The following is a 20,686-nucleotide window of genomic DNA, read 5'->3' on the forward strand; positions in this document are numbered from 1 at the left end:
CCGCTCTTAACATCAACTTAATCGATTGTTTTTAGCATTATTTTGCGATTTTTAATCAACTTAGTTGGCGTAGCATTAATCCCATGAAACACGCATCGCCAACGAATCCGGAGTAACCACCATGAAAACCAAACTGATCCTCGCCTTGACCCTGTCCGTACTGGCCGCCAACACCTACGCTGCCGACGGTTCGGACCGCACCAAATCAGCCGACTTCATTTCCGGCGCCAGCGCTGCCATCGACAGCGGCCGCTCTGCCCATTACGCGGCTGACGGCTTCGACAAGACCGGCACTGCCAATGCGATTGCTGCCGACGGTTTCGAAAAAACCGGTACTGCCGCTGCCATCAGCTAATGCTGTGCTGGATACCAAAGCCCGGCCTCGGCCGGGCTTATTCGTTCCCGGGTTTGCAGATTTCGCGGTTAGCGCAAAACCTGTGGAAGCGAGCTTGCTCGCGGAAGCCACAGGTCAGTCGCCATCAATGTCGAAGGTGACGACCCTTTCGCGCAGAGCTCGCTCCACAAGGGTCATGCCGTGGAGAGGAATATTTGTGATCGACTGGAAATCGGTTCTGCGGGCCAGCACTATTGGCCTCTGCCCTATGCCTTTGAGGAACACCCGCCCATGCCCGATGACATCCACTTCTACGAACCCGCCCACGGCCACGGTCTGCCCCACGACCCGTTCAACGCCATCGTCGGCCCGCGCCCGATCGGCTGGATTTCCTCGCAGGATGCCAACGGCCAGCTCAATCTGGCGCCGTACAGTTTCTTCAATGCCTTCAACTACGTCCCGCCGATCATTGGTTTTTCCAGCGTCGGGCGCAAAGACAGCCTGAACAACATCGAGCAGACCGGTGAATTCGCCTGGAATCTCGCCACCCGCCCGCTGGCCGAGCAGATGAACCAGAGCTGCGCAATGGTTGCGCCTGAGGTCAACGAGTTTGAACTGGCGGGGCTGACGACGGTGGCGTCAAGGGTGATTTCAGTGCCACGGGTCGCGCAAAGCCCGGTGTCCTTCGAGTGCAAGGTCACGCAGATCATTCAGTTGCAACGCGCCGATGGCCAGACCGTGCCGAGCTGGCTGGTCCTCGGCGAAGTGGTCGCTGTGCACATTGCCAAATGGCTGCTCAAAGACGGCATCTACGACACCGCCGCGGCAGAACCGATTCTGCGCGGCGGCGGGCCGGCGGATTATTTCCAGCTGGGGCCTGAAGCGCTGTTCAAGATGTGGCGCCCGGGGGCGCAGAAGTGATTACCAGATCAACTCGGCGTCATCAGTGACGCCCTTGAGTTTATCCAGCTCGGCGGTCGCTGCGTCATCGGCGGCGATGGCGCCGGGAAACACCTGCTCATCCAGCAATTTGTGAAAGCGCGGTGCGCCGCCATCGACCAGGGCCTTGACCGCGATTGCCGCGTAATACCCCTTGTTGCCGCCCAGTTCGACGGGAACGACGGCGGAGACTGCTTCGAAGCGTTCAAACTCTTTACGTGCCATGTCGCGGCTCCTGGCTCAATCAATTAAGCCGGACATTAAACCCTCAACCGGCCAGTTTGTGTATCGCTGACGGGCACTGACCGAGCGCTTGCGCTGCCGAGACGTCCTTGAAGGTGTGGAAATCGAGGCTATTGACCACCAGGTCCTGGACCAACTCGGCGAAGACCTCCATCGAAGGACTGTTGAAATACGCGGTCATCATCTGTTGACTGCTCCAGTAGCCGCTGACCAGCCACAGGTCGGTGTCGCACTGCGACTGCTGCAACGAGAAACTCAGGCAACCGGGCGCGGCGCGCGAGACTTCGATCAACGCGCTCAGGCGCACGCCGAGTTCTGCCGAGCGCCCGGCCTGGGCACGAACGAAGGCCATATGACTGACAGGCATCTGCTTGGACATGATCAACCCTCCATGAAATCGCGTGGCAGCCGGGGGAAGGGCTGCAACTGGAGCAAAGGTTAAGGGCCGGGGCGTCTGCGCCGTTAGTCGATTCCTGCCGTCGCGTTGCACAATCCTGCGAGACCGTGCAGACGACCTGTAACAACCTGTAAACCCGAGTCACACGTCTGTCATACGCGTTTTGTGTAGGCGCTGCCGAAGGCTGCGATCTTTTGATTTTGTCTTGAAGATCAACGGATCGCAGCCTTCGGCAGCGCCTACAGGTTCGTATGGCGGCGGACGCAGGCACCGCTCCGGGCAGAATCAGGCAAGCATTTGGCAGAATGTGTCTACCGCCGCTGCTTGCACAAACATATGCTCTGCTGCATTCCACCTCCCCTGCCGAGGATGCCGTGCATGACGTCATTCGATCATTTTCAAGCCCAACCCACCGTTGACATGGAAAAGCAGCGCGCGGAGCTGGCGGCGATCATTCGCCGCAACACCCGCGAAGACGGCAGCTATGAAACCGCCATCGGTTCGCTGTACATGTCGCGCCACACCCGGTCCCACGACTTCGCCCCGGTGCTCGCGCAGCCGGCGCTGTGCATCATGGCCCAGGGGCGCAAAGAGGTGCGACTGGCCGATGAATACTTCAATTACGACCCGCTGAATTATCTGGTGGTGTCGGTTTCGATGCCGTTGAGCGGGCGCGTGGTCAACGTGTCGCCAGAAGCGCCGATCCTCGCCGTGCGTCTGGATATCGACCCGACGGAAATCACCGCCCTGATCGCCGACGCCGGACCGATGGGCGTGCCGACCCGGCCGACCGGGCGTGGTCTGTACGTCGAGCAGATCGACAGTTCAATGCTCGACGCCGTGCTGCGTCTGGCACGGCTGCTCGATGCACCGAAAGACATCGCCATGCTCGCGCCGCTGATTCGCCGGGAAATTCTCTATCGCCTGCTGCGCAGTCCCCAGGGTCATCGCTTGTATGAGATCGCGATTGCCAACAGTCAGAGCCACCGCATCAGCCAGGCGATCAAATGGCTCAACAGCAACTTCGAGCAGCCACTGCGCATCGATGATCTGGCCAAAACCGTGAACCTCAGCGTCTCGACGTTGCATCACCGCTTCAAGGCGATGACGGCCATGAGCCCGCTGCAATATCAGAAGCAGCTGCGTCTGCAAGAGGCGCGGCGGTTGATGCTGACCGAAGGCCTGGAAGCCTCGGCGGCGGGGTATCGGGTCGGCTATGAAAGTCCGTCGCAGTTCAGCCGCGAGTACAGCCGCTTGTTTGGTGCGCCACCCTTAAGAGATCTGGCGCGGTTGCGGCTTTCTGTCTGATGCCAATTGTGCAGCGTGGCTGATGACGTCATCGCGAGCAGGCTCACTCCTACAGTGGAACGCATTCCAAATGTAGGAGTGAGCCTGCTCGCGATTGGGCCGGTACAGGCGAAGAAGATCTGTGATCAGACCGCCCGGATCACATGTTTGATTTCCTGAAAAGCCTGCAAGCCCCATGGCCCCAATTCGCGGCCGATGCTGCTTTGCTTGTAACCGCCCCACGCCGTCTGCGGGAAGATCACCTGCGGCGCGTTGAGCCACACCAGTCCCGCTTGCAGGGCATTGGCGACACGGTCGGCGGTCTCGGCGTTACGCGTCACCACCGTGGCGACCAGGCCGAACTGGCTGTCATTGGCCAGCGCAATCGCCTCGGCTTCACTGCTGAAACTGCGCACACACAGCACCGGCCCGAAGATCTCTTCGCACCACAGCGCACTGTCCAGAGGCACTTGGGTGAAGACCGTCGGCTGCAAAAAATAACCGCGCGGCAGATGCGCCGGACGATTGCCGCCGCACACCAGCTTCGCCCCGGCACTCAGGCCGCGATCGATGTGCCCGAGCACGCGCTGGTATTGCGCCTGATTGACCAGTGCACCCATCTCCACATCCGGGTCGAACGGGTCAGCGACGCGAATCGCCTGCGCACGTTTTTGCAGACGCTCGAGGAATTCATCCGCCAGTTCATCGGCAACCAATACGCGACTGGTGGCCGAGCACATCTGTCCGGCGTTGAAGAAACCGCCGCCACAGGCCAGTTCGACAGCCAGTTCGAGATCGGCGTCGTCGAGCACCAGTAGCGAAGACTTGCCGCCCAGTTCCAGGCTCACGCCCTTCACCGTTTCCGCCGCGCGCTGCATCACTTGCACGCCAACCGCATTGCTGCCGGTAAAAGAGATTTTCGCGATTCGCGGATCCGCCGACAGCGGCGCGCCCACCGCCAGGCCGGTGCCGCAGACCAGGTTGAACACGCCGTCGGGCAAACCGGACTCGGCGATGATCGACGCCAGTTCCAGTTCCGCCAGCGGCGTGACTTCCGACGGTTTCAGTACGACGCAGCAACCGGCCGCCAGCGCTGGCGCAAGTTTCCAGGCGGTGGTGACCATGGGGAAATTCCACGGCACGATCAGCCCGACCACGCCGCACGGTTCGCGGCGCAGGCGTGCACTGAAGTCATTGCCGGGCAGCGCCACAGGGCTGTCCTGTTGTGCATCGAGGCCTGCGGCGAGTTCAGCGTAATACTCGAAGGTGGCGATCACATCGTCGACGTCGATGGCGGCTTCAAACAGCGGTTTGCCGTTGTTGCTCGACTGCAACTTCATCAGGCGGTCGCGACCGTTGCGCACGCCGTCGGCGATGTTGCGCAGGATCGCCCCACGCTCGGCGCCAGTGGTTTGCGACCAGTGCCTGAACGCTTCGGTCGCCGCGCTGATCGCTTGATCGACGGCCTGCTCGTCACCGCTATTGACCGTGGTCAGCAGCGCTTCGCTGGCCGGGTTGATCACCCGCAGATGTTCGCGACCAGCCGACCATTGGCCGTTGATGAAGAGGCCGTCGAGTGTGGTTGGAAAACTGATCATGGGGCCACCGCCTGCATCCATTGGGTCTGGTCGATTTCGATTAACGTCGGGCCCTGGCGATCACTCGCGGCACGCAGCGCGCTTTGTAATTGCTGAACCGAGCCGATCGCTTCGGCAGCACAGCCCAACGCCTTGGCGACGCCGATGAAGTCCGGGGTGTAAATGTCGACACCCACCGGTTCGATCGCACGGTTGACCATGTATTTCTTGATTTCCTCGTAGCCCTGGTTATTCCACAGCAGCACGATCACCGGCGTGCGCGCTTCGACAGCGCTGGCCAGTTCCGGCAGGGTGAATTGCAGACCGCCATCGCCGATCAGGCACACCACTGGTGGTCGAGCGCCGGTTTCCACGCTGCCGCCGAGCCACGCACCGATGGCGGCGGGCAACGCGTAGCCGAGGGTGCCGTAGCCGGTGGATGAGTTGAACCAGCGGCGCGGACGTTGCGGATTGAACGTCAGATTGCCGGTGTACACCGGTTGTGTGGAGTCGCCGACGAACACTGCGTCGGGCAATTCGTGCAGTACGGTTTGGAGAAAGCGCGTCTGCGCCAGCGTCGGCGCATCCCAGCTCGCGGCCAGCTCCTCGCGCAGACGCGCAGCGCGCACCTGGCCCCAGTCGTTGCGGCGCTCGGCCAGCGCCTTGTGTGACAAGGCGCTGAGCAATGCCTGGGCGGCGTTGCGCGAATCGGCCACCAGCGCGACGTAGGGCGGATAATTGCGCACGGTCTGATCGGCATCGATGTCGATGCGCAGCAGCTTGCCGGCAATCTCGAAGCCGCCGGCAAAGGTCACGTCATAATCGGTCTCGGCCAGTTCGGTGCCAATCGCCAACACTACATCGGCCTCGGCGACCAGTGCGCGAGTGGCGACCAGGCTTTGCGTCGAGCCGATCAGCAGGGGATGAGCGGACGGCAACAAACCTTTGGCGTTGATAGTCAGCGCGACCGGCGCGTCGAGCAACTGCGCCAGCTCGGTGAGTTCGGCAGCGGCATCGATCGCACCGCCACCGGCGAGAATCAACGGTCGTTGTGCGCCGGCCAGCAGCTCGGTCATGCGGCTCACGGCGGCGGGTGCGGCACCCGCGCGGTCGATGCTGACCGGGACGCTGGCGAGCAGCTCATCGGCTTCTTCCACCAGCACGTCCAGCGGGATTTCGATGTGCACCGGACGCGGTCGCCCGGCCTGGAACAGGGCAAACGCGCGGGCGAGGACGCCGGGCAATTCGCACGCCGACATCAGTGTGTGGGAGAACGCTGCGACACCGCCGACCAGTGCGCTCTGGTTCGGCAGTTCGTGCAGCTTGCCGCGCCCGCCGCCCAATTGACTGCGCGATTGCACACTGGAGATCACCAGCATCGGGATCGAATCGGCGTAGGCCTGGCCCATGGCGGTGGTGATGTTGGTCATGCCCGGCCCGGTGATGATGAAGCACACGCCCGGTTTGCCGCTGGTGCGCGCGTAACCGTCGGCCATGAAACCGGCGCCTTGCTCATGCCGAGGCGTGACGTGGTTGATCGTCGAACGGGCCAGCCCGCGATACAGCTCAACGGTGTGCACCCCAGGAATGCCGAACACCTGCTCGACGCCATAATTTTCCAACAGCTTGACCAGTACTTCGCCGCACGTTGCCATTAACTTGCCCTTTCATTCACTGAAACACCCCCTGTGGGAGCGAGCCTGCTCGCGAATAGGCGGTCCAGCCAATATCCATGTCGAGCTTGAAGCAGCCTTCGCGAGCAGGCTCGCTCCCACAGGGTCCGTGGAGTGCCCATTGGAACGGCGCGCAGCTAGCGGCAACAATCGATTAAAAGTCATACTAGCCATGTCCTCACGTCATACCTTGGGTCCCCATGAAACGATTGCCGCCCCTCCCCGCCCTGCATACGTTTCTGATCACCGCGCAGTGCTGCAACTTCACCCGGGCCGCCGAGCAACTGCACATCACTCAGGGCGCGGTGAGCCGGCAGATCGCCGGGCTGGAGGATCATCTCGGTTATCCATTGTTCATTCGTCAGGCTCGCGGCCTGGCGTTGACCGCCGAAGGTCGCGAGTGGTTGCCACGGGTGGAGAAGGTCTTCGGCCTGATCGGCGAAGCCACCGAGCAGATCGGTGTGCAGCGCGAAACCCTGCAACTGAAGGCGCCCAGCTGTGTGATGCGCTGGCTGTTGCCGCGCCTGTTGCAATGGCAAAAGGAGCGTCCGGACGTGCCGGTCAAGCTGACGGCATCACTGCAACACAGCGTGGATTTTCAGCGTGAGCCATTCGACGCCGCGGTGATCTATGGCCCGCCGCCGGACAATTCGCCGGGCGCGTTACACCTGTTCGACGAGCAACTGACACCGGTCTGCTCGCCGCAATTGCTCGAGGGCTCGCCCGCGCTGAATGCTCCGCAGGATCTGCAGGAACATCTGTTGCTGCACCCGACCCATGATCTTCAGGACTGGTCGGTGTGGCTTGAGGCGGCGGGGTTGCGACTGAGTAATCTGGGCAGCGGCCAGCACTTCGAAACGCTGGATCAGGCGATGTCGATGGCGTCTCACGGCACGGGCGTGGCGATCGGCGACTGGTCGTTGATTGGCGATGATTTGCACGCCGGGCGGCTGGTGATGCCGTTTGATTTGAAGGTGAAGACGGGGCTGGCGTATTACGTGGTGGTGCCTGCCGGCGCCGAGCCATCGCCGCCGTTGGAAGAGTTGATGCTCTGGCTGGTCGAGCAGGCTCATTTGCGCTGAGCACACAAATCCTTGTAGGAGTGAGCCTGCTCGCGATAGCGCCGGGTCAGCCACCGCTGGTGTGAAAGATCCACCGCTATCGCGAGCAGGCTCATTCCTACAAATGAACGGTGCCTGGTTTTAGTAACCGACGGTATAACGCTGCCGCGAATGCTTCGGTGTTTCCACCTCGTCAATCAACGCAATCGCGTAATCGGCAAAGGTAATCCAGCTACGCCCCTCGGCACTCACCAGCAGGTGGTCCTGGCCGACACGGAAGGTGCCGCTGCGCGCACCTTCGACAAACTCTGCCGACGGCGACAGGAACGTCCAGTCCAGTTCATTTTCCTGACGCAACGCCTCAAGAAACGCGGCCCCCGCGCTGGCTTCCGCTTTGTACTCGGCGGGGAAACCCGCACTGTCGATCACCCGCGTGTCGTCCGGCAACAACAGCGAACCGGCACCACCGACCACCAGCAAACGCTTCACCCCCGCCTGTTTCACTGGCCCGACAATCGCCGACGCCGGCACAGTGGCGAAATGCGCAGCGGTGATCACCACATCGTGGCCGGCCACCGCGTCTTGCAGCGCCGCGGCATCCAGTACATCGACATTCTTGCTGACCACACCGGCGCGGGCGCCGATCTTCGAGGTGTCGCGGGCGATGGCCGTAACGCTATGGCCGCGGCGCAGGGCTTCTTCCAGCAATTGGCTGCCGGCACGTCCGGTGGCACCAATGATTGCGATCTTGCTCATGACATTCTCCAGTTGGCTTGAGAGTGCTGCGTTTTCAATGATGGGCCTACCACTGCATTTCGCCCTTGGCGACTTTCGCGCTCAGTTCCAGCGAGCTTTCTTCGCCGAGTTGCGGATAGCGTTTTTTCATCGCCGCGATCAGCGCAGCGGCGTCTTTGGCCGTGGCAGTTTCGGCATCGAACGCCTTGATGTAATCGGCAGTGAATTTCACGCTGGCCAGCGAGCGGCTGCTGTCACCCAGGTAATGGCCCGGTACGACGACTTTCGGCTTCAGGGCTTCGATCGCGTGCAGGGTCTGCAGCCAGTCGGCGTGGGATTGCGCGGTCTGCGTGTCGGCCATCCACACATGAATGTTCTCGGCGACCACCACGCCACCGACCACGGCCTGGAGCGACGGAATCCACACGAAGCTGCGGTCCGGCTGCTTGCCGTCAAGGCCGATCACCTGCAACTTCTGTCCTTCGAGCATCAGGCTGTCGCCCTTGAGCACGCCCGGCACGATGGTTCTTGCCGGCACGTCAGCGCCCATTTTCGGGCCCCAGAAGGCGAGTTTGCCGGCGACGGTCTGCTTGATGTGATCCACGGTCGGCTGCGATGCGAGGACCTTGGCGTCCGGGAAGGCGCGGGTCAGGGTGTCGAGGCCGAAGTAGTAATCCGGGTCGCCATGGCTGATGTAGATCGTGGTCAGGTGCTTGCCGCTGGCGCGAATCTTTTCCACGACCTGTTCCGCCTGGGCCTTGCCGAATTGCGCATCGACCAGAATGGCCTCTTTCTCGCCACTGACCAGCACCGAGGTCACCGGAAAAATCGCCGCAGCGCCCGGGTTGTAGACGTCCAGGCTCAGGCTGGCCGCGGCGGCATGCGCCGCGAACCCCAGCGAGGCAGTGGTGAGCAGAACGCGTTTGAAAAAAGTGAAGCCGATCATGGGGTGCTCCGAGGTCCGAATGCCGTGTCTGGCGATGGGACAGAGCTTAGTTGCCTGACTCAGTACAAAAAATGCGATGCTTGAACATAGTTTGTTTCTGAAAGCGGGCAAATCATGGATCGTCTCCAAGCAATGCGGGTGTTTGTCACTGTCGTCGATCTGGGCAGCCAATCGGCGGCGGCCGATCATCTGGAACTGTCGCGGCCGGTAGTTTCGCGCTATCTGGCGGAGCTGGAAGACTGGGTCGGCGCACGCCTGATGCACCGCACCACGCGCAAATTGAGCCTGACCGCTGCCGGCAGCGAGATCCTTCCGCGCTGCCGGCAGATGCTCGATCTGTCCAGCGACATGCAGGCCGCCGTCAGCGAACCCGAGGACACCCCGCGCGGGCTGCTGCGGATCAGTGTCAGCACCTCGTTCGGCCAGGCGCAACTGGCCGACGCGATGGCGGCCTACGTTAAACGCCATCCGGGCGTCAGCATCGATCTGCAAATGCTCGACCGCACGGTGAACCTGGTGGATGAGCGCATCGACCTGGCGATCCGCACCAGCAATGATCTGGATCCCAACCTGATCGCCCGACGCCTGACCGCCTGTCGCTCGGTGATCTGCGCGGCGCCGGCGTATCTTCAAGAACATCCGACGCCATCACGGGCCGAGGAACTCAGCCGCCATAACTGCCTGACGCATTCCTACTTCGGTAAAAGCCTGTGGCATTTCGAAGAGGATGGCGAACCCGTTTCGGTGCCAGTACAGGGCAACATCAGCGCCAACGAAGCCAGTACCTTGTTGCGCGCGACGCTGGCCGGCGCGGGGGTCGCGATGCTGCCGACCTATCTGGCCGGCGGGCCTATTCACAACGGTGAATTGCTGCGCTTGCTGCCCCATGCCGAGCCGCGGCAGCTGAGCATCTATGCGGTCTATGCCTCGCGCAAACACATGCCGGCGGCGCTGCGCAGCATGCTCGATTTCCTTGTTCAGCGTTTTCCCGAAAACCCCGCCTGGGATGTCGGCCTGTAAACCCGATCCCTGTAGGAGTGAGCCTGCTCGCGATAGCGGTGTGTCAGTCACCTCAATGCTGACAGACATACCGCTATCGCGAGCAGGCTCACTCCCACAGGGATTCATCAGTGTGCTGAATAACCGGGTAAATCCTTGAGCGCAGTCGCTGGCAAGTGCTCGCCGCTGACCTATGCTGAAAGTAATACCGCAAGGTAGACGTTCAGAGGTCGAACACCATGAACATCAAAACAAGAAGATACGTCGCGATTTTCATCACCTGCGCTGCCACGCTGGCGCTGTACGGCACCGCTGCCTGGCGGGTCGAGCAGTTGCGACAACTGCCCCGCGAATACGCCAGTTGCAACTATGAGCGGTGTATTCCGCACAATGCGACGCTCAACGCGCTGCGCTGATTTTCAACTGTAGGAGTGAGCCTGCTCGCGATAGCGGTGTGGCTGCCAGAGTTGATTTGACTGACACTCCGCTATCGCGAGCAGGCTCACTCCTACAGAGGGTCCGCCGCGACGCACAAATTATTGCTCGGCCTTCAACCGGTCGCGAAACGCCTTTGGCGAAATTCCCACCCGCCGCCGGAACAGGCGCGTGAAGTTGGTCGGATCGGAAAATCCCAACAGCTCCGACATCTCGTAAATCGTCATGCTGGTGTAGGTCAGCAGGCGCTTGGCTTCCAGGAGCTGGCGTTCGTGCATGATCTGCAACGCCGGCTGCCCGGCCAGTTCCCGGCAGGTGCCGTTAAGGTGCGATACGGAAATGCCCAGGCGATGGGCGAGGTCTTCGACCTTCACATGCTGGCGATACGTCTCTTCTACCAACTGAATAAAGCCATTGAGGTATTCGCGCTGGCGTTGCGGCCGCTGGCTGGCCTTGTGCCGAACGATTGCCTGACGGCTGACCCAGACCATGATCACGCTGACCAGCGAATGCATGAGCATTTCCCGCGCCGGTTGATGGCCGTTGTACTCGGCCTGCAACGCTGTAAACAGGCTGTTGAGGTAATCGCCGTCAGCGCCGGCCGCGTAGTGTTCGGCGCGGGCCAGCGCCTGCACCGAATCGCCCAGCTGCGCCTGCAAGTGGTTGATCAGCGGTGTGGCGAGGGTGACGATGAACCCTTCGACATCTTCGGAAAACCGAAAGCCGTGCACCGACAACGGTGGCAGCACCTGAATCGCCGGGGTTTGAAGCTGCGTGCACTGCCCTTCGATTTCGAGCTGCGCCTGCCCCTTGAACACGAACAGCAACTGGCACAGGTCCGCGTGGCGGTGGGGTTTGATTTCCCATTGATGTTCGCGGCTGCGCGAGGAAATGGTTTCACAGTGCAGCAAGTCAGGGGTCGGCCAGTCGAGGCTTTCACCGTAGAGCTTGAACACGGGAATCGAAGGCAGGTCAGGCTTGTTCATCACTTCAATCCAGGCCTCGGGGTTATGGGCGATAATCGCACCGATTGGCAGAAAGTACAGGTATCGGCTCAGTTTTCACCTTCAATTGACAGACCCGCAAGGGAAAAATGCAAGCACTCGATCCATAAATATCATTCACCGGTGTTTGCCGCGTGAAGCTTGCGAGTCATAAAAACAATGAAAACGCTGAAAACCCAAGTCGCCATTATCGGTGCCGGTCCGTCCGGTTTACTCCTCGGTCAGTTGCTGCACAACGCCGGGATCGACACGCTCATCCTCGAGCGGCAGACACCTGACTATGTCCTCGGCCGCATCCGCGCCGGCGTACTTGAACAAGGCATGGTAGAGCTGTTGCGGCAGGCCGGCGTGGGTCAGCGCATGGACGCTGAAGGTTTGGTTCACGGCGGATTTGACCTGGCCCTGGACGGGCGACAAGTGCACATCGACCTGCACTCGTTGACCGGCGGCAAGCGCGTGATGATCTACGGTCAGACCGAAGTCACCCGCGACCTGATGGCCGCTCGTCGGGAGGCCGGGGCGACGACGATTTACCAGGCCGGCAACGTGGTTCCCCACGGCATGAAAAGCGACGAGCCGTTCGTCACCTTCGAAAAGGACGGTGAAACCTGGCGCGTCGATTGCGATTACATCGCCGGTTGCGACGGTTTTCACGGCGTCGCCCGGCAGTCGATTCCTGCCGATTGCCTGAAGGTGTTCGAGCGGGTTTATCCGTTCGGCTGGCTGGGCATTCTGGCCGACACGCCGCCGGTCCACGACGAACTGGTCTATGCCCGCCACGAGCGCGGATTCGCCTTGTGCAGCATGCGTTCGGCCACGCGCACCCGCTATTACCTGCAAGTTCCAGCCGACGAACAGGTCGAAAACTGGAGCGATCAGCGCTTCTGGGATGAGCTGAAAAAGCGCTTGCCCGTGGCGCTTGCAGAAAAACTGGTGACCGGCCCGTCGATTGAAAAAAGCATCGCACCGCTGCGCAGCTTCGTCGTCGAGCCGATGCAGTACGGTCGCCTGTTTCTCGTCGGCGATGCGGCGCACATCGTTCCGCCCACCGGCGCCAAGGGCTTGAACCTGGCGGCCAGCGACGTCAGCACGCTGTTCAATATCCTGCTGAAGGTGTACCGCAACGGCCGCAGCGATCTGTTGCACAAATATTCGGAAATCTGCCTGCGCCGGGTCTGGAAAGCCGAGCGTTTTTCCTGGTGGATGACCTCGATGCTGCATCGGTTCGAGGAGCACGATGCGTTCAGCCAGCGCATCAGCGCTTCGGAGCTGGACTACTTCGTCAGTTCCGAAGCCGGGCGAAAAACCATTGCAGAAAATTACGTCGGGCTTCCATACGAGGCTATCGAATAGCCTGCTATCGACTTATAGTGGCGAGCACTCACCCGCTCGCCCTGCCCGCGCGGGTCAATCACTGTCCGCAGGTTTTCCGTGACCACTCTCAATCAGCCTGAAACGCCTAAACCGGCCATTCGCAGCGTGCTGGTCGCGCTGATGATGGCGATCTTTCTCGGCGCGCTGGACCAGACCATCGTCGCCGTATCGATGCCGGCCATTTCCGCGCAATTCAAGGACGTCAGCCTGCTGGCCTGGGTGATTTCCGGGTACATGGTGGCGATGACGGTGGCAGTGCCGATCTACGGCAAGCTCGGCGACTTGTACGGGCGACGCAAACTGATGCTGTTCGGCATGGGGCTGTTCACCCTCGCCTCGCTGCTCTGTGGCATGGCGCAAAGCATGGAGCAATTGGTGCTGGCGCGAATTGTTCAGGGCATCGGCGCCGGCGGGATGATTTCGGTGAGTCAGGCGATCATCGGCGACATCGTGCCGCCGCGTGAACGCGGACGCTATCAGGGCTACTTCAGCAGCATGTACGCGGTGGCCAGCGTGGCCGGCCCGGTGCTGGGCGGTTACATGACCGAATACCTGTCGTGGCGCTGGGTGTTTCTGATCAACCTGCCGCTGGGCCTCGGCGCCTGGTGGGTGGCGCGGCGTAACCTGCGCGGCTTGCCGATTCCGCAGCGCAAACCGGTGATCGATTACCTCGGCACGGTGCTGATGATCATCGGCCTGACGGCATTGCTGCTCGGTATCACCGAGGTCGGTCAGGGACATTCGTGGCGCAGCCGTGAAGTGCTCGGATTGCTGGCCTGTGCGGTGCTGGTCCTGGCGGTATTTGTCTGGCACGAACGGCGGGCGCGGGAACCTTTGTTGCCGATGCACCTGTTTGCCAACCGCAACGCCCTGCTGTGCTGGTGCACGATTTTCTTCACCAGTTTCCAGGCGATTTCATTAATCGTGTTGATGCCCCTGCGCTTTCAAAGCGTCACCGGTGCTGGCGCGGACAGCGCGGCACTGCACTTGCTGCCGTTGGCGATGGGGCTGCCGATCGGCGCCTATTTTGCCGGTCGCCGCACCTCGATCACCGGTCGCTACAAACCACAGATCCTCAGCGGCGCGATCCTGATGCCGATCTCGATTCTCGGCATGGCTTTCAGTGCGCCAGAGGCGACGCTGCTCAGCGGCTTGTTCATGTTGCTCAGCGGCATTGCCGGCGGCATGCAGTTCCCGACCTCGCTGGTCGGCACGCAGAATTCGGTGGAGCAACGCGACATTGGCGTGGCGACCAGCACCACCAACCTGTTCCGCTCACTGGGCGGCGCGGTGGGCGTGGCGCTGATGTCGGCGCTGTTACTGGCGCTGCTGCAGGACTCAGGCTTTGCTCAACTGGCAGGCAGTTCGCTGATGAGCGAAGGGCATTCGGGCAACGTCCTGCTGGACGGCCTCAACGCTGCGCCCGGCGATGCGCAGAACGCCTTGCGCGCGGAACTGCTGGTGACGTTCCGGCATTTGCTGTGCGTCAGCGCGGCGGTGTCGCTGCTCGGTCTGGCGGCGGCCATTGCCATGCCGAACAATCTGCTGCGCGGGCGCGAGCACGGCGCGAAATAATTGCCGCCCCCCGCAAAACCCTTGCGGGAGCGGGCTTGCTCGCGAAGGCGTCGTGTCAGCTGACATCATTGCTGAATGACACACCGCCTTCGCGAGCAAGCCCGCTCCCACAGGGTAAGGTGTTTCGCTCAAGGGCTGTAGTAACCCACCGCGACGAGGAAATGCCCGACCTTTTTCAAGTACGCATGCTTGTCCTCGACCTTGCCCGTCACCGGGTTGTTCCAGCGGTATTCGTATTCGCCTTCATCCTGCTTGCCGATCAACGCCAGAATCGGCTCGCCCACCGGTTTGCCTTGCGGATCCTTGACCTTGCCGAAGTCGGTGTTGATCAAGCGCAGGTTGGTGCCGTGAGCAACGTAACGCCGAGTGTTGAGGTCGACGACGAACACATACAGATCATCTTGCAAGTAACCGCCCTTGAGCGAGTTGATCGCGATCAGCGTGCCCTTCTCGTCCTTGGTGAGATCCGTCGCGGCTTTATCCAGCAACGCCCTGGCCTGTTCGGCAGAAGCCCGTGGCAGGTAATAGCCCACCGCCAGAATCCGCTGGCCGACACGCTGATAAAACACATGTTTGCGCTCGACCTTGCCGTCGGCCCAGTTTTGCCAACGGTACTCGGCCTGTTGAATGCCGTTGCCTTCCGGCACTTTCAGCGCCTCCTTGAAAGCTTTTTGCAGATCCGGCCCGAGCACTTCGCTGACATCGCGGCCAATCAACGCCGACGACGGTCCGCCGCTGGCGAGCATGACGCCTTTGGTGTCGAGCACGAACACGTAGCGATCCTTGTCGACGAACTCCCCCTGACGGCTGAACGCGGCAAAGGCCTTGTCGCCGTTTTCGTGATAGTAAGCCAGGGCTTTTTCCAGCAAGGCGATGGCGGCCTGGCTGTCGTTCTTGTCGGTGGTCGCGGCGCTGGCCTGGCCAAAACCGGCGAGCAGCATCAGGCCGAGCCAAGCCACTTTATGCAAAAACCCCATAGCGCATCCCTCGTTCTTGTTGGTGTTTCAAGAGCGTAGACGGCTTGGGGTTGGACGGCAGTTGAAGATGAATCCAGAAGTTGCCGCCCTCTGTGGCGAGGGGATTCATCCCCGTTCGGCGGCGCAGCCGTCGCAATCCGGCTGACGCGTTTGCCTTAACGGTGGCGGTGACAGGCCTGGGCGCTGCTTCGCAGCCCAGCGGGGATAAATCCCCTCGCCACAAAGCCCCCCAGACAACGGATCAGTCCTTACGGGCGGGCGTTGATCTGCTGCTGCAAATTCTGAATCTGCGCCTGCAACGTATTGAGGTTGCGCGTCATCTGCGCACGGAACGCATCGAACTCAGCCGTATTGCCGCCCCCCGGCGCAGCCGCCGGGCGGTTGTCTTGCTGGCTTTTGAGCACGACGATGTCCTGCTCCAGACGATCAATCGCTGCACTTGGATTGCCCTGCTTCTTCAGCGCGGCGATATCGGCGCCAAGGCTCTTGAATTGCACGTCGAAGGCTTTCAACTGCGCATCGACCTTGCTGGTATCGGCCGGGGTGCTTTTGATCGCCGCCAGTTCGGCGCTGAGCGCTTTGACCTGTGCCTGCAATTGAGCATTGGCGTTCTGCTGTTCGGTGGTCTGCGCGGTCATCTGCGCCAGGCGCTTGTCCAGATCGCTGGCCTGCCCGGCCACGCCCTGCTGCTGTTTGCTCTGATCAAGCAGCTTGCCCTCGAGTTGCCTGATCTGCAATTTCAACGCTTCGCTGTCGCTGGTGACGTTGGTCTGGCTGGCCACGACCTTGCCGGAAATATCCTGCAGACGTCCGGCCGCTTCTTCGCTGATGCGCGCAAAGCTTTCCTGGGTCGCAACCAGTTGCTGCTCCATCAGGGAAATCTGCTGGAAGCTCCACCACGCCAGGCCGACGAAAGCGAAGAACAGCGCCCCAACCAGTGCCCACAGCGGCCCGGTACTGGCGGCCTTGACCTTGACCACAGGCGCGCTGCGCGAGCGCACGGCGGTACGTGCGTCGGGCGCAATGTCATCGTCGTCGAAGGGGTCGGCGCGCAGGCTCGGCACGTTATCGAAATCGTCGTCGTGGGCATCGTTACGCATGGACATTGAGGCAACCTTTGTGAAACGCGGTGATGGCTAAATGCTGCGAAGTATAACCGCCGCAGCCGCAGGCATTGACCCCCAACCGGCGGCGCGGTTCATTGCCGGCCAGCCGATTCGTTTCAACCGGTTTCAGCGAACGTCCTGGGCTTTCCACCAGCCGCAGAACTCGTCGAGGGCCGTCCACAGGCTGACTTTCGGATCGTAATCCAGATAATGCCGGGCGCGGCTGATGTCGAGGGTGAAATTTTTGTGCATGACCTGCATGCCCAGCCGCGACAGCGTCGGCTCCGAACGCCCCGGCCACAGTTTGCACGCGCCTTCGTTGAGCGCCGCGACGCTGTAGGCCAGCGCGTAGGATCGATACCGGCTGACCTGTGGCACCTCCATCCTGCGCATCACGTAATTGACCACATCCCACAGCGGCACCGGCGCGCCGTTGCTGATGTTGTAGGCCTTGCCCAACGCCGAGCCTGCGGCCAGCAGACTGCTGAGCATGGCTTCGTTGAGGTTCTGTACGCTGGTGAAATCGACTTTGTTCAAGCCATTGCCGATGATCGCCAGTCGGCCCTTGCGCTGCATGTTCAGCAGGCGCGGAAAGATGCTCATGTCGCCGGCACCGGTGACGAAGCGCGGGCGCAAGGCAATGGTTTCGAGGCCGAATTCCTGCGCGCCGAACACCTTTTGTTCCGCCAGGTATTTGGTCGCCGCATAAGGATGCCTGAAGCGCTTGGGCACTTGTTCTTCGGTCAGATTGAAGTGGTCGCGGCCATCGAAATAGATCGACGGTGACGACAGGTGCACCAGGCGCCGCACCCGTCGCTTCAGGCACGCCTCGACAATGTTTTCGGTGACTTGCACGTTGCCCTGATGAAAATCTTCGTAACGGCCCCACAGCCCAACGGCGCCGGCACAATGCACCACGGCGTCGACGTCGCTGCACAGATCGCGCGCCAGCCCCGCATCGGTCAAGTCACCGGGGACGAACTCGGCGCCACGGCGCACCAGGTGCTCGACACTCTCGGCCCGGCGACCGTTGACCCGCACCTCCAGGCCCTGCTCCAAAGCGAAACGCGCGAAGCGTCCGCCAATGAAGCCGCTTGCGCCGGTAACCAAAATTTTCATCAAAAACTCCAGGAAAGCAGCTGCAAGCTACGAGCTTTCAGCTGCAAGTTGAAACGGTGCGCGAGCGCTTTGCTTGCCGCTTGCAGCTTGACGCTCGCAGCTGCCTTCAAGCCACTAGCCATTGCTTGGATGAGCGCACCAATTGCTCGGTCAGTTGGTTGAGCAACTGCCCGCCGTTGCGCCAATGATGCCAGTACAACGGCACATCGATCGGTTTATCTGGCAACAATTCGCGCAGCACGCCGCGTTGAAGTTGCTCGCGCACTTGCAGCTCCGGCACCAGCCCCCAGCCGAGCCCGGCTTCCGTCAGGCGGATGAAACCCTCCGAGGACGGGCACAAATGATGTTCGAAAGCGCCATCCACGCCGAGGGCAGCGAGGTAACGATGCTGTAGAAAGTCGTCCGGGCCGAACACCAGTGCCGGGGTGCGTGGCAACTGTTCAGCGCGCACGCCCTCGGGAAAATGCCGTTCGATGAACGCCGGGCTGGCCAGCGCGCGATAACGCATCGCCCCGAGCAACACGCTGCGGGCGCCGGCCACCGGCCGTTCGCTGGCACACAGGCAGGCGGCCACTTCGCCAGCACGCATGCGTTTGAGGCCGACGGTCTGGTCCTCGACGATCAGGTCGAGCAGCAAATGCTGTTGCGCGCAAAAGTCGCCCACGGCTTGCGCCCACCACGTCGCCAGGCTGTCGGCGTTCAAGGCGATGCGCAAACGCTCCGGCAGCCCCTCTTCGTCGAGTGCCGGCACCAGCGTCTGCAAGTCACGCTCAAGCAAACGCACCTGTTGCACGTGGTTGAGCAGGCGCCGGCCGATCTCGGTTGGCGCCGGAGGCGTGCCGCGAATCAGCACCGGCTGACCGACACGTGCTTCGAGCAGTTTGATCCGCTGTGAGATCGCCGATTGCGACAGGCCGAGGACCTGCGCGGCCCGTTCGAAACCGGCTTGCTCGACCACCGCGGCCAGGGCGGAAAGCAATTTGTAGTCGAACATCAGTTTTCCTAATGGGCGATCATCAATATTGGTTTTTCTTATACAGCGATCGCCCAGAGAATAGCCAGCAAGCACTCTCTCAAGGATTCCTTTCATGGCCGGCGAAACTTCACTCTCAACGCTGCTGTGCAGCATGAGCCCGCAACTCAACAGTGGTGAATATGTGTTTTGCACCTTGCCCGACGCTCAGTTGCCAACCGGCCTGGAGCTCATCGGCAGCTTCCGTGAACAGGAAGGCCTGACGGTCATTCTCAAGCGATCCGACGCCGAACAGGCCGGTTTGAGCTTCGACTACGTCGCCGCGTGGATCACCTTGAACGTGCATTCGGCGCTGCAAGCGGTGGGCCTGACCGCCGCTTTCGCCACGGCATTGGGCAAGGCTGGCATCAGCTGCAACGTGATCGCCGGTTACTACCACGACCATTTATTTGTCGGCCAGGCCGACGCCGAACGCGCCATGCACGTGCTGCGCGACCTCTCAGCGAACGCGGAGTGAACCTTATGTGGCAAAGCTATGTGAACGGTCTGTTGGTGGCGTTCGGGCTGATCATGGCGATCGGCACGCAGAACGCTTTTGTGCTTGCCCAGAGCCTGCGCCGCGAGCACCACCTGCCGGTGGCGGCGCTGTGCGTTGTGTGTGATGCGTTGCTGGTCGCCGCCGGGGTGTTCGGTTTGGCGACGATCCTGGCGCAGAATCCGACATTGCTGGCGATTGCCCGCTGGGGCGGCGCGGCGTTTCTGATCTGGTATGGCAGCCAGGCACTGCGTCGGGCCTGCGCGAAACAGAGCCTTGAGCAAGGCGAAAACCAGACCGTGCGCTCGCTGCGCGCAGTCATGCTCAGCGCTTTGGCGGTGACATTGCTCAACCCCCACGTTTATCTCGATACGGTATTGCTGATCGGCTCGCTTGGCGCGCAGCAATCGGTGCCCGGCGCTTATGTGGTCGGTGCGGCGAGCGCTTCGCTTCTGTGGTTTTTCACCTTGGCACTGGGCGCGGCATGGCTGGCGCCGTGGCTGGCCCGCCCGAGTACCTGGCGCATCCTCGATCTGCTCGTGGCACTGATGATGTTCACGGTTGCGGGACAGTTGATATTGGCCTCGTGATTTATTCCAAAGCGCTCTGGAACCTCTATCCCACACAGTTGTTGCGTGGTTAAGCCGCAACCCCGGTGCTATGATCCGAACCCTGCGCCGCAAAGAGTAAAAACTCGCCGGTGCATTTCTGGCCGCCCGTGATCGGCCTTGCGCTCACCGCAACAGACCTGATTAGGAGAATCATCATGGCTTTCGAATTGCCGCCGCTGCCTTACGCACACGATGCCCTGCAGCCGCACATTTCCAAGGAAACCCTGGAATTTCACCACGACAAGCACCACAACACCTACGTCGTGAACCTGAACAACCTGGTGCCAGGCACTGAGTTCGAAGGCAAGACCCTGGAAGAAATCGTCAAGACTTCCTCGGGCGGCATCTTCAACAACGCCGCTCAGGTCTGGAACCACACCTTCTACTGGAACTGCCTGGCGCCAAACGCCGGCGGTCAGCCAACCGGCGCACTGGCAGATGCCATCAACGCAGCCTTCGGTTCGTTCGACAAGTTCAAGGAAGAGTTCAGCAAAACCTCGATCGGCACCTTCGGTTCCGGCTGGGGCTGGCTGGTGAAAAAGGCTGACGGTTCCCTGGCCCTGGCCAGCACCATCGGCGCCGGCAACCCGCTGACCAGCGGCGACACCCCGTTGCTGACCTGCGACGTCTGGGAACACGCTTACTACATCGACTACCGCAACCTGCGTCCGAAGTACGTTGAAGCGTTCTGGAACCTGGTCAACTGGAAGTTCGTTGCTGAGCAGTTCGAAGGCAAAACCTTCACCGCTTAAGCTCCAGGGCCGCACGTGATTATTTGAATAATCC

Annotated in this window: 22 protein-coding genes; 11 read left to right on the forward strand and 11 right to left on the reverse strand. The window is 61.3% G+C overall.

All coding sequences use genetic code 11. The features are described 5' to 3' along the window. Positions 1-121 precede the first annotated feature (121 nt). Both HU755_RS14600 and HU755_RS14605 read left to right on the forward strand, forming a co-directional pair. Positions 122-355 carry a hypothetical protein gene (locus HU755_RS14600; RefSeq protein ID WP_186633758.1) on the forward strand — a complete coding sequence of 78 codons (234 nt, stop codon included), beginning with the start codon at positions 122-124 and terminating at the stop codon, positions 353-355. A gap of 270 nt (positions 356-625) precedes the next feature. Further along, positions 626-1,255 (forward strand): flavin reductase family protein, encoded by a 630-nt coding sequence (locus tag HU755_RS14605; protein WP_186633761.1) that lies wholly within the window; start codon positions 626-628, stop codon positions 1,253-1,255. Here HU755_RS14605 and HU755_RS14610 read toward each other — a convergent pair whose 3' ends face one another. Both HU755_RS14610 and HU755_RS14615 read right to left on the reverse strand, forming a co-directional pair. Then, the gene (locus tag HU755_RS14610) at positions 1,256-1,498 is read right to left on the reverse strand and encodes a hypothetical protein (RefSeq protein ID WP_186550122.1); all 243 of its coding nucleotides are present in this window, start codon (positions 1,496-1,498) and stop codon (positions 1,256-1,258) included. 43 nt (positions 1,499-1,541) lie between these two features. Continuing rightward, positions 1,542-1,895: a putative quinol monooxygenase gene (locus HU755_RS14615; RefSeq protein WP_186633764.1), complete on the reverse strand. Its 354-nt coding sequence runs from the start codon at positions 1,893-1,895 to the stop codon at positions 1,542-1,544. A 396-nt stretch (positions 1,896-2,291) separates the two neighbouring features. Between HU755_RS14615 and HU755_RS14620 the strand changes: the two genes are divergently transcribed. After that, complete coding sequence (locus HU755_RS14620) at positions 2,292-3,221, forward strand: AraC family transcriptional regulator (protein WP_186633767.1); 930 nt, start codon at positions 2,292-2,294, stop codon at positions 3,219-3,221. Positions 3,222-3,346: 125 nt separating this feature from the next. Here the strand turns inward: HU755_RS14620 and HU755_RS14625 are convergent, their stop codons facing one another. Next, the gene (locus HU755_RS14625; RefSeq protein ID WP_186633770.1) at positions 3,347-4,798 is read right to left on the reverse strand and encodes an aldehyde dehydrogenase family protein; all 1,452 of its coding nucleotides are present in this window, start codon (positions 4,796-4,798) and stop codon (positions 3,347-3,349) included. Then, the gene (locus tag HU755_RS14630; RefSeq protein ID WP_186633773.1) at positions 4,795-6,432 is read right to left on the reverse strand and encodes a 5-guanidino-2-oxopentanoate decarboxylase; all 1,638 of its coding nucleotides are present in this window, start codon (positions 6,430-6,432) and stop codon (positions 4,795-4,797) included. Before HU755_RS14630 ends, HU755_RS14625 begins: the two co-directional genes overlap by 4 nt. 218 nt (positions 6,433-6,650) lie before the next feature. Between HU755_RS14630 and HU755_RS14635 the strand changes: the two genes are divergently transcribed. Next, positions 6,651-7,532 (forward strand): LysR substrate-binding domain-containing protein, encoded by an 882-nt coding sequence (locus tag HU755_RS14635; RefSeq protein WP_186550114.1) that lies wholly within the window; start codon positions 6,651-6,653, stop codon positions 7,530-7,532. A gap of 120 nt (positions 7,533-7,652) precedes the next feature. On the opposite strand, the gene HU755_RS14640 is transcribed toward HU755_RS14635, so the two are convergent. Continuing rightward, positions 7,653-8,267 carry an NAD(P)-dependent oxidoreductase gene (locus HU755_RS14640; protein ID WP_186633776.1) on the reverse strand — a complete coding sequence of 205 codons (615 nt, stop codon included), beginning with the start codon at positions 8,265-8,267 and terminating at the stop codon, positions 7,653-7,655. A gap of 46 nt (positions 8,268-8,313) precedes the next feature. Then, on the reverse strand, positions 8,314-9,192 hold the full coding sequence (locus HU755_RS14645; protein ID WP_186633779.1) for an MBL fold metallo-hydrolase: 879 nt from the start codon (positions 9,190-9,192) through the stop codon (positions 8,314-8,316). A 114-nt stretch (positions 9,193-9,306) separates the two neighbouring features. On the opposite strand from HU755_RS14645, the gene HU755_RS14650 reads away from it, so the two are divergent. Both HU755_RS14650 and HU755_RS14655 read left to right on the forward strand, forming a co-directional pair. Further along, positions 9,307-10,212: a LysR family transcriptional regulator gene (locus HU755_RS14650; RefSeq protein ID WP_202885362.1), complete on the forward strand. Its 906-nt coding sequence runs from the start codon at positions 9,307-9,309 to the stop codon at positions 10,210-10,212. 218 nt (positions 10,213-10,430) lie between these two features. After that, complete coding sequence (locus tag HU755_RS14655) at positions 10,431-10,607, forward strand: hypothetical protein (RefSeq protein ID WP_178113631.1); 177 nt, start codon at positions 10,431-10,433, stop codon at positions 10,605-10,607. Between the two features lie 120 nt (positions 10,608-10,727). Here HU755_RS14655 and HU755_RS14660 read toward each other — a convergent pair whose 3' ends face one another. Then, positions 10,728-11,612, reverse strand: a complete 885-nt coding sequence (locus tag HU755_RS14660) for a helix-turn-helix domain-containing protein (protein ID WP_186550108.1) — start codon at positions 11,610-11,612, stop codon at positions 10,728-10,730. 186 nt (positions 11,613-11,798) lie between these two features. Here HU755_RS14660 and pobA point away from each other — a divergent pair, with 186 nt between their 5' ends. Continuing rightward, a complete protein-coding gene (pobA, locus tag HU755_RS14665; protein WP_186633988.1) occupies positions 11,799-12,983 on the forward strand; it encodes a 4-hydroxybenzoate 3-monooxygenase in 1,185 nt (394 codons plus the stop codon). A gap of 78 nt (positions 12,984-13,061) precedes the next feature. Then, complete coding sequence (locus HU755_RS14670; RefSeq protein ID WP_186633782.1) at positions 13,062-14,579, forward strand: DHA2 family efflux MFS transporter permease subunit; 1,518 nt, start codon at positions 13,062-13,064, stop codon at positions 14,577-14,579. Positions 14,580-14,707: 128 nt separating this feature from the next. Here the strand turns inward: HU755_RS14670 and HU755_RS14675 are convergent, their stop codons facing one another. The 4 genes from HU755_RS14675 to HU755_RS14690 form a co-directional block, all read right to left on the reverse strand. Further along, a complete protein-coding gene (locus HU755_RS14675) occupies positions 14,708-15,556 on the reverse strand; it encodes a cache domain-containing protein (RefSeq protein WP_186622293.1) in 849 nt (282 codons plus the stop codon). Between the two features lie 248 nt (positions 15,557-15,804). Beyond that, the gene (locus HU755_RS14680) at positions 15,805-16,662 is read right to left on the reverse strand and encodes an ATPase (RefSeq protein WP_186633785.1); all 858 of its coding nucleotides are present in this window, start codon (positions 16,660-16,662) and stop codon (positions 15,805-15,807) included. Between the two features lie 126 nt (positions 16,663-16,788). Continuing rightward, positions 16,789-17,781 carry an NAD(P)-dependent oxidoreductase gene (locus tag HU755_RS14685; RefSeq protein WP_186633788.1) on the reverse strand — a complete coding sequence of 331 codons (993 nt, stop codon included), beginning with the start codon at positions 17,779-17,781 and terminating at the stop codon, positions 16,789-16,791. 106 nt (positions 17,782-17,887) lie between these two features. Beyond that, positions 17,888-18,775 carry a LysR family transcriptional regulator ArgP gene (locus HU755_RS14690; protein WP_186633790.1) on the reverse strand — a complete coding sequence of 296 codons (888 nt, stop codon included), beginning with the start codon at positions 18,773-18,775 and terminating at the stop codon, positions 17,888-17,890. Positions 18,776-18,869: 94 nt separating this feature from the next. Here HU755_RS14690 and HU755_RS14695 point away from each other — a divergent pair, with 94 nt between their 5' ends. The 3 genes from HU755_RS14695 to HU755_RS14705 all read left to right on the forward strand — a co-directional run bounded on the left by HU755_RS14695 (position 18,870) and on the right by HU755_RS14705 (position 20,652). Beyond that, positions 18,870-19,271 carry an ACT domain-containing protein gene (locus HU755_RS14695; protein WP_186633793.1) on the forward strand — a complete coding sequence of 134 codons (402 nt, stop codon included), beginning with the start codon at positions 18,870-18,872 and terminating at the stop codon, positions 19,269-19,271. 5 nt (positions 19,272-19,276) lie between these two features. After that, positions 19,277-19,879: a LysE/ArgO family amino acid transporter gene (locus tag HU755_RS14700; protein WP_186622285.1), complete on the forward strand. Its 603-nt coding sequence runs from the start codon at positions 19,277-19,279 to the stop codon at positions 19,877-19,879. 176 nt (positions 19,880-20,055) lie between these two features. After that, positions 20,056-20,652 (forward strand): superoxide dismutase, encoded by a 597-nt coding sequence (locus HU755_RS14705; protein WP_016773431.1) that lies wholly within the window; start codon positions 20,056-20,058, stop codon positions 20,650-20,652. Positions 20,653-20,686 lie beyond the last annotated feature (34 nt).

Source organism: Pseudomonas sp. SWRI111 (assembly GCF_014268555.1).
Lineage (GTDB): Bacteria > Pseudomonadota > Gammaproteobacteria > Pseudomonadales > Pseudomonadaceae > Aquipseudomonas > Aquipseudomonas hamedanensis.